General features: G+C 56.2%; 1 protein-coding gene. It reads left to right on the top strand.

Annotated elements, in window-relative coordinates:
• Window positions 1-78: 78 nt before the first annotated feature.
• Window positions 79-471 (top strand): hypothetical protein, encoded by a 393-nt coding sequence (locus tag ACW5E8_RS14780; protein WP_456966302.1) that lies wholly within the window; start codon window positions 79-81, stop codon window positions 469-471.
• Window positions 472-1,017: the final 546 nt, after the last annotated feature.

Genomic DNA, 1,017 nt, shown 5'->3' on the forward strand with positions numbered 1-1,017 from the left:
ACACATGGCAGGTAAAGCTTGCCATGTGTTTCGCTCCACTACGCGTCTCGGCTTAACTCTGGTGTTAGGGCCCACATCATGCATCCGGTGATCCACTTCCAGTCACGGCTCTTCGATGTGTCTCTTGAGCCTGAGAATCCCAATAACCAGATCGCGGGCACATCCTTATTGGAGTGGCTTCGCGCACGCGTTCCCGCTGACGTTGCCATGCCTGCACCCCAATCTGAGGATTGGGGCTGGTACTCCGACGTCAATTGGCGAGGCCGTGATTACATGATCGGCGCTAGCGCAAACGAGAGCACAGACGGCAATCACGAGTGGGTCTTGCAGATCGTCAAGTCCAGATCAATCAAAGAGCGGCTTCTTGGTAAAGCCAAGATGTTGTCTGATGATCCGTGCTTCTCTTACTTCCATGGACTCATCATGCAGGAGCCAGCGTTCACTGACATATCGGTCGAACGTGGGCCCTAACAATTCATTCAAGCCGAACCCGCTTCGCGGGTCGGCTTAATTCAGGCGTTAGGCCCCTATGGCAGCAACTCTGCGCGTTGAAAGCACTCTAGAGCACGATGGCGACGGTCTCGCACGCTTCACGATCTCAGGAGCCAATGAGGAGTTCTCGGCTTTCGTTGGCACGTGGGCACAAGCAAATGAGCACCTAAAGCTGGCCTCTGCCCTCAAAGGCTTTCCGGCCGGGCCCAACGCCAGCGTCTCCTACAGGTTCGGGAGCACCGGGACCTGCGAGCTCGAAGTCTCATGCCTGGATAAGCTGGGTCATCTCGGAGTTTGGGCCACTTTCACCGGAGACTGGCCTGTCGCCAACGCAGGGCGGTCCCAAACCGCATCTATCTTCATGCGCTGAGATCCGGTGTCAATTGATTCATTCGTCTCTGAGTTGCTGCGTTTCTCTCCCGGCTCTAGCAATCAGGCGTCACTTTCCGGGCTAGGGCGGTGAATTCAACCACCAAGTGCGACAGTCCTGATCAGGCGCGGATTCGCTGTTCGGGCGTTTCATAG

This window comes from Luteimonas sp. A649 (assembly GCF_054072735.1).